The organism is Haloferax mucosum ATCC BAA-1512, from assembly GCF_000337815.1.
GTDB classification, from domain to species: domain Archaea; phylum Halobacteriota; class Halobacteria; order Halobacteriales; family Haloferacaceae; genus Haloferax; species Haloferax mucosum.
The window spans coordinates 42,442-49,692 of record NZ_AOLN01000009.1 but is presented as its reverse complement, the minus strand read 5'-3'; the positions used below and the strand labels follow the sequence as shown (position 1 = coordinate 49,692).

Here is a 7,251-nt window from a genome sequence, read left to right as displayed (position 1 = left end):
GTCCACCGGCTCTGGCGGCGGTCGAATCCACACGGTGTTACAGACGAACCCTAGTTGGGTTGAAGCTCGGCGTTGGACGGTGTGAGCCTCTTGAGACGTGTACGTTACAGACGAACCCTAGTTGGGTTGAAGCCCGAGATGACGACGGCGATAGAAGGGACGAACGACCGGTTACAGACGAACCCTAGTTGGGTTGAAGCGTCTCTGCGAGTCCGTGCGTCCAGTCCTCCAGCCGGTCCGTTACAGACGAACCCTAGTTGGGTTGAAGCGAGTACGTCGAGGGTGAGGTTGTCGAACCTGATGAATGTTACAGACGAACCCTAGTTGGGTTGAAGCAGAGGATGTTGCCGGCGAGTCACTGATTGCGGGTTACAGACGAACCCTAGTTGGGTTGAAGCACGTAGTCAAAACCCAAGGACGAGCAAGGGGGCATAACAAGCTAAGGCGTTATGCCCCCCACACATCTCCTGGTTACAGAGAACCTGAGTCGGCTCAGTCCTGCTTGAACTGCACTTGCCAGAACCGCGACCGAACGTACCGCTGGTCACACGTCGGCTCATGGGACAGTTCGTCGATCCCAGGCGAGCGCTGGCGGGTCAACGGAAGTGAGGCCCCACACTCACCACAAACGAGCGCGGCAGGCTCGCCCTTCCGCAATCCATCGTTCGAGATCGACGTCTCCGAGCGGACGATCTCGAAGTGCGTATCTGAGGCGGAGAACGACCGACCCATCACTCCTCACCCCACGGGAGCAGATCAGTCTCAGTCAGCTTCGCATCAACAACGAGCGCAAGCGCCGCGACGGCGACGAGCACGCCACTGACGTCGGTCTTACCTGCGACCCAGACGACGACCGCGAGTGCGCCAACCCCAAGCGTGCCACGACGGAACCGCGTGCGGACGTCTTCAAGCATGCTCGAACCTCTCGACGTCAAGTGCAACACCCTGAAGCCGCTCGTCGCCGAGATATCGCCACTTGCACCCAGTCCATTCACGCTCGACGAGCGTGTGACCACGGCCTGAGTAGTCGATATCGCACTCCCGAGCGCGCTGTTCGAGTCGTGCGACGGGGTCACTCATGGATTCGGGAACCGCCATTACTCACGCACCTCCGTGAAGATGGGGTGGAGGTCGGCCCAGCCACGCCGGTCGGCGACGAACGCAACCCAGTTGAGCGCGTCACCGGCGCGCGTTGCGTCGAGGTCCTCGGTGCGCTTGCGGTCGCCACCGGCGACGACGTGGACAACGTTATCCCAGACGTTCCAGACGTGGGTCGCGCCCTCGCTATCGACGCCGAGTTCGAGGTAGTCCTCGTCGAAGACGTGCGTTGGCCGTCCGACCCAGCACGCGCCGGAGTAGCCGCGGTCGGTCTGGACGAGGGTGCGGTCATCGTCGGGACCCATAAGCCAGGATGACCGTGAGAGTGTTGCGACCTGTAGCTTGCCGCGGAAGTGGACGAGTGTCCGCAGTGGGTTTCCCTCGAGGTCTATCGTCTCGACATCCGGTTGGTTCAACACGCGGTCTTTCGTGCCGTTGAAATCGGTTGAGATTGTGGTTGACATTGCTTCTTTCCTGGAAGCGCGGTCGGCGTTGCAGCGCCGGTCGCTTTCTGCGACGAACCGCACTTTACAGTAGTTAGTATATTTGCTAACCACTTATAAGTTAGTGTTTTTGCTAACGTAATCATTTTCACTAATTATTAGTAAATGCGCTGAGTACTACATGTAGAGGTTAGCAAATAATACAATGGCGACGGTTGAATCCCGGCGTATGGCAAAAACCCGGGCACTTCTCACCCAGACCGAACGCGAACAAGTCGCTGGCGAGCATGGTAACGACCGAAAGTATCAGGCGACGTCGCGTATCCGACGACGCATCAAGGACGAGATGACGAAGGATATCGAAGTCCTCGCAGAACACCATCCAGATCTTCTCGACGAACTCCGAGAGGTCGTTTGTGAGGGGGAGTCCGACGAGTAGCGTCCAGTGGCCCGCGGGCTTCCGCCGTACTGACGAGCGTGACCGTGCTCGAAACAACAGTCGTCGAGGAACAACTCACGACCGGCCGGTTGGTCATCAACTGACAAGCGGGAAACCCCACCCTTTAGGGCGGGGAAGGTGACCGGAATGTGGTCGGCGAAGGACTTCGACGCCACGGAGTTTCGCTTATCGACTGCGCGGGAACAAACCAAACACCGCGTGCGCTGTCGGCGGTGTGACGCGGGGCTGAGTTACTGACGAGCATGCGATTCGAGTGTCCGGAAGGCCACCGATTCAAGAAGGTCAGCGGGGCAGGACACGAACGAATCGATGCGTCGTACGCGCGCTTTTGCCCGTTCTGTGAAACTCGACAGAGGTGTGTTGCCGTGGCCGACGGCGAGTGGCGTTGTACCCACCAAAGACGTCCTAGTCTGCCCGAGGCGTGGACTCGCCGTCCACAACAACTGATATGGAAACACTTGCGGCAGCACCCGTCAAAAATTCGGTCGCAACCACACATAAACAACCCTTCCCTCTTCGTCCCTACCTTCAGAGCGACGCTGTCCTGCCGCCGTCTGACTTCTGGTTTCGCTGTCCAGCGGAACTCGCTGAATATGACCATCTCCGACAGGAGGGTCTCTGGAGGACAATGCCCAAATTTCGGAACGAAGTTATCTAGTGGCATTCATACTGAAATTTCGAAAACAATATGTAGTCTGTTTGATTAAATTTGGCTGATGTCTGATAACAATCAGTTGACAAGGCGGGAAGTGTTGTTGTCGACCATTGGAGCGGGAAGCGCGACGCTGGGTGCCTCAGGCGTCGCAACAGCTGCCTCAGGCGATGAAACTCGGAGGCAACGGGGCAAGAGTAAGAAACTCACCGCGGAGGACGTTAAAGAGGCTCTCTCCCATGCAGAAGTCCACCCCGTGGGGTCCAACGCCGACGTAACCGCTCGGTCGGCGAAACTCCCAGACGACCTCAAAGTGTACTACGGGGAGGACAAAAATGCCGAAGTGCCGTCTGGCAAACCATACGCACTTGAGAGCTACGAGGAGTTCCGTCAGCGCGAGGTCCCAGTGGGGTTCACGTCGAAGGATGTTAGGGCCGCCGGGCTTGACTCGGACACCTTCTACTTCAAAAGAGACGTGGGTTCGGTGGGTATCAAGGAGATCGGTACCGAGTTAACATTCGCTTTCGGTACGGGAGTCAGGTTCAAAGCGAGTGGGCTTACAGAGGTGTCGGCGCTCCTCTCCGTGGATGTCTTTATTGAAATCGATGGTGCCGGTGAAGTCAGTATACCGATCTCCCAGTTCGGCGTCGGTTACGAGGTCAAAGACAAAGGACTCTGTATGGATGATCTCAAGTTCAGCCACTCGGTGCTACGGAAACTCGACATCGGGGTGTGCGTGACCGCCGGGCTTCAAGACCTCTCCGACGGCAGGTACAAGATCCCTATTGGATTTAAAGCATCGGCGTGTGCGGACCCGTGCGGAGGTAGCTGGAGCTGCGGTTACTGTCAGAAAGTCGGAGTCGAAACGAAGTGGACGTCACCAGAGATTCAGATCTAACCAATCGCTCATCACTGCACGACGGGAACGTCCTCCGCTTGGGTGGGGACGGACACACTAGTCAGTTGACTCCGCCCCTCAGTCCCGAGACGGATTTTTGCGTTCGCAGTGCTCACCAGTTTGGGCTCAGATACCGTCGACATCGAGATGTCGGACGATATATGATCCGGGACATGTAATCTTAAGATACAAACGTATGTTCAAATACGTCTTTGGAGGCCTTTTATTCATTTATTCGGCGTGGAGCGGGTACCACCTGCTCAAAAACGGACTGCTGTACCACTCGTTATCCGGCGTCGAGCCTACCTCCATCGGGACAGTTGTCGATGGGGAGCGGATCGCCGTCAAGGGGACCGTCACCATCGACGACCCCGCTCCCGCGAGCAAGGAGGTGATCCCTCACCCGAGTCGGCGAATCGGGATGTACGTCTGGCGAGTCGCAAAAAATAAGCCTGGAAGCAACAAGATCGACTTCAGAAATCTGAAGGTGAAAGCCAATAAGAAAACGGTCGGATCCGGCATCGAGGCCGGTACACTGGCGGTTTCCAGTGATGGCACAACAGTACGCGTCGATCCAACTTGGGTCCGTGAAGCCCACGGTGCACCGAAACTGACAGACTTCACCGTCGTTCCCGGCATGGGCTATCGGAATTTCCGCCTGTACCTCTGGCGGACACCATACGTGCGCCTGAGCGGAGACGAAGCGGAAGTACCGCTTGACCAACTTGAGGGAGTTGTCGAGAAGTACGACGCCGAGACATCGCTCGCCGACATGTGGCTCCAGTCGAGACCGCTCGAAGCGGGTGACACACTGACAGTGTATGGTGAAGTCCATTCAACCGGCGGAACGCCCGTGATCCGTGGCACCGACGAGACACCGCTGTTCATTACGAACGACAGTATCGACGGCCTCCGACGTTATCTCCTGAAACTGATGAGCAGAAATGCGAGTTCTTCTGGGTTCTTTCTGGTTCTCACTGTGCTCTTCGTATTTTATGCCAATTGGTGAGCGGCGTTTCACCTACCGCCAGCCCACTCTTGTCGGGACTCATCGTCAAAGCTGAATTCACAGTTACTCTCGAGATATTGTATTGAGAATAGCGGATATCTCCCCGAAAAAGACGTCGTACAATAGTCCGCTGGAGAGCGGCTGCTTCAGTGTAAATGAGTGAACCGCCTCGACATATATTGTTATGCATTAAAGGGTCTCAAACCTGGCTGAATTATGTTATTTCTGCAAATCTGACTGATTTCATAGAACTTATGACTCTCAGACCAGAATCTACGTGTGTTACCTGTCGGGGTGTCACCGTGACGCCCTTGCTTTCAAGAAGTCCTGAGCGGTTGTTTCTTCGTTCTAAAATATGTCCGCATCAAGGCTCAGTTAGAACGACTGAAGAATGCCTGCAACGCCTCGCTGTGGATGTCTATCTCGTGTGAACCGCCTCTCGCTTCCTTGCAGTCGCGGAGGGAATGTTCGGCCTCGGGTCGAAGCCACCGCCCGACTGAGGCCGCACCTCCTTCGGTTTGCTAAATCGTGAGCGGCGGCTCTTTTCGACGATTCGTCTCGCGGCTGTTTCCTCTTGGTTCTGTGTCAGTACCAGATAGCGGATAGTTTGTGGCGGGCGTTTTCGCGGCCTCGGTCGGAGAATCGGCGCTTAACAAGCGACAGAGCGTCTACTTCATTGGAATCAGCATCACATCCATTCACGCATTCCGCTCCATGAACGTAAAGAACTACATGATCGCAATGGCTGTCCAGAGACCGAGACAAGAGTCAGAACCTACCCCGATTTCCTCCAACACCCCCACCCCACATTTCCGACGTTCTGGTAAAAACGTGAATAGAACCCCTGATTGGGCGGGAACAAACTCCCGCCCAATCTAAAATTAGAACGCGGCTACTGGACTATTCACAGCTAACCTATAATAATGTTTGCTGTCGAAATAGCTCCGAAAAGTCTCGCTGGGACGGATGTATGCAAAGAACGACGGAAACGAGGGGTGCGTGTGTGGCCATCATGGTCGGCCCAGTCGAGGTGTTCGAAGAACGTCGGAAACGAGGGGTGGGTGAGTACTACTCCGAGAGCTGGGCCGCCGACTCACCGTCAACATCGGCGAAACGGTCGTCGGTCAACGCAATCTCGTGGACGATGTCGAGATCGTGGGCCGGTTGAAGACTCGCGTAGATGGTGATGCCGCCCGCGCGTCCTTGGTTTTCCTTCCGCGCATCGAGCACGTCGAGAAACGCGAGATTACGGACGAAGTCGCGTACGCGACGCTCGGTTCGTGGCTCGACACCGATCATGTCGCAGAGGTTCGTGTACGCTGTGTAGATATCACTGGTCGGGAACTCTTCACGACCGGTCTGCTTGTGGAGTGAGGTGACCGCCGCGAGCGTCGTCTTCTTCTGGACCGTCAACCCCCCAATGAGGTCGTGGAACCGGTCTTTCTCGGCTTCCCGCCGTGCATCCCGGACGTGGTCTTCGGTAACCGTCTCGGAACCCTGCTGTTGTGCGAGCATCCCGGCGTTCCGCAGGATATCAATGGCTTGCCGGGCGTCGCCGTGGTCCTGTGCGGCGAGTGCGGCACTCAACTGGATGACGCCATCCTCGAGGACGCCGTTGCGGAACGCATCGCGCCGATGCTCGAGAATCGAGCGGAGTTGGTTCGCGTCGTAGGAGTGAAAGTTGAGTTCGCGCGGCTGGAGCGACGACTTCACGCGGTCGTTGAGGTTCTCCGCCCACCGCACTTTGTTCGAAATTGCGATGATGCCGACCCGACAGTCAGTCTTCCCCGTCTCGCGCGACCGCGAGAGCGACATCAATAACCCATCGTCCGCTTGCATGTCCGCCTCGTCGAGGATGATGAGTACGACGTCATAGAGTTCGTCGAGAATCGCATAGAGTCGCGTGTAGTAGACACTCTTCGACAAGCCCATCTCGGGGACTGAAACCCCGGTCTGGTGCTCTTTGTTGAGCTTTCGCGCGATATGCGAGACCGCCTGCGTCTCCGTATCGTCGTCAGAACAGTCGATATACGCGGTGCCAATACGGACACCGTCGGCCATGGTCTCGGCGACCTTTGAGACGTGCTTTGCGACGAGACTTTTCCCCGTCCCGGTCTCGCCGTAGATAACCACGTTTTCCGGCGACTCACCGTCGATTGCCGACCGAAGTTGCATCGACAGGGCGCGAATCTCATCGTCGCGCCCGACGATCCGGTCGGGTTGGGGGACGTGATCGACGTCAACGAGCGATTTTTGCTCGAAAATCGGGTCGGGCTTGCCGAACACCTCGGCGGCAGCGTTCCCGGTTTTGTCGTCCATGGCTGTGACTTCCTCACTGGCACGTGTTAAATCCACCCCCTCATTTCCGACGTTTATCCCGGGCGAGAGTGGCTGTACCCTTCGAACCCGGCGACTCGTCAGAAAACTCCCTTCGACCGCGTTTCCAACGTTCTTGGCGGTCACACCCCTCGTTTCCGACGTTCTTCGGGTGTCCCCGGTCGAACAACCGCTTGTCGTGAGGTGGCTCTGGTGTCGAGTATTCGGGTTGTCACGGTAGTTGAAAGCACGCACCAAAACCGGAACTGATACTGACTCCACTCGGTGCTGATTCTCGACGAAGACGCGACTGATGACGGACCTGTGTCCGACAAGTGAGTGTTTGTGACAACTACTGCGGCTCGTCTGACGAAG

The 7,251-nt window shown here is 56.8% G+C and carries 7 protein-coding genes and 1 CRISPR repeat array; of the genes, 3 read left to right on the top strand and 4 right to left on the bottom strand.

Features of this window, described 5'->3' with window-relative positions:
* Positions 1-36 precede the first annotated feature (36 nt).
* Positions 37-398: a CRISPR direct-repeat array (repeat unit 30 nt; unit sequence GTTACAGACGAACCCTAGTTGGGTTGAAGC).
* Between the two features lie 333 nt (positions 399-731).
* From C440_RS05720 to C440_RS05710, 3 genes are read right to left on the bottom strand one after another with little or no spacing between them, the layout of a single operon-like run.
* Entirely contained in the window at positions 732-914 is a 183-nt protein-coding gene (locus C440_RS05720) for a hypothetical protein (RefSeq protein WP_008319154.1), read from the bottom strand.
* Positions 907-1,098, bottom strand: a complete 192-nt coding sequence (locus tag C440_RS05715; RefSeq protein ID WP_008319152.1) for a hypothetical protein — start codon at positions 1,096-1,098, stop codon at positions 907-909. Before C440_RS05715 ends, C440_RS05720 begins: the two co-directional genes overlap by 8 nt.
* Complete coding sequence (locus C440_RS05710) at positions 1,098-1,562, bottom strand: hypothetical protein (RefSeq protein ID WP_008319150.1); 465 nt, start codon at positions 1,560-1,562, stop codon at positions 1,098-1,100. The genes C440_RS05715 and C440_RS05710 overlap by 1 nt, the downstream gene beginning before the upstream one ends.
* A 208-nt stretch (positions 1,563-1,770) precedes the next feature.
* Between C440_RS05710 and C440_RS05705 the strand changes: the two genes are divergently transcribed.
* The 3 genes from C440_RS05705 (at position 1,771) to C440_RS05695 (ending at position 4,560) form a co-directional block, all read left to right on the top strand.
* A complete protein-coding gene (locus C440_RS05705) occupies positions 1,771-1,980 on the top strand; it encodes a hypothetical protein (protein WP_008319148.1) in 210 nt (69 codons plus the stop codon).
* A 737-nt stretch (positions 1,981-2,717) separates the two neighbouring features.
* Positions 2,718-3,551, top strand: coding sequence for a hypothetical protein (locus C440_RS05700; protein ID WP_008319146.1), 834 nt, complete (start codon positions 2,718-2,720; stop codon positions 3,549-3,551).
* A 196-nt stretch (positions 3,552-3,747) separates the two neighbouring features.
* The gene (locus C440_RS05695; protein WP_008319145.1) at positions 3,748-4,560 is read left to right on the top strand and encodes a hypothetical protein; all 813 of its coding nucleotides are present in this window, start codon (positions 3,748-3,750) and stop codon (positions 4,558-4,560) included.
* Between the two features lie 1,068 nt (positions 4,561-5,628).
* On the opposite strand, the gene C440_RS05690 is transcribed toward C440_RS05695, so the two are convergent.
* Positions 5,629-6,879 (bottom strand): Cdc6/Cdc18 family protein, encoded by a 1,251-nt coding sequence (locus C440_RS05690; RefSeq protein ID WP_008319144.1) that lies wholly within the window; start codon positions 6,877-6,879, stop codon positions 5,629-5,631.
* Positions 6,880-7,251 lie beyond the last annotated feature (372 nt).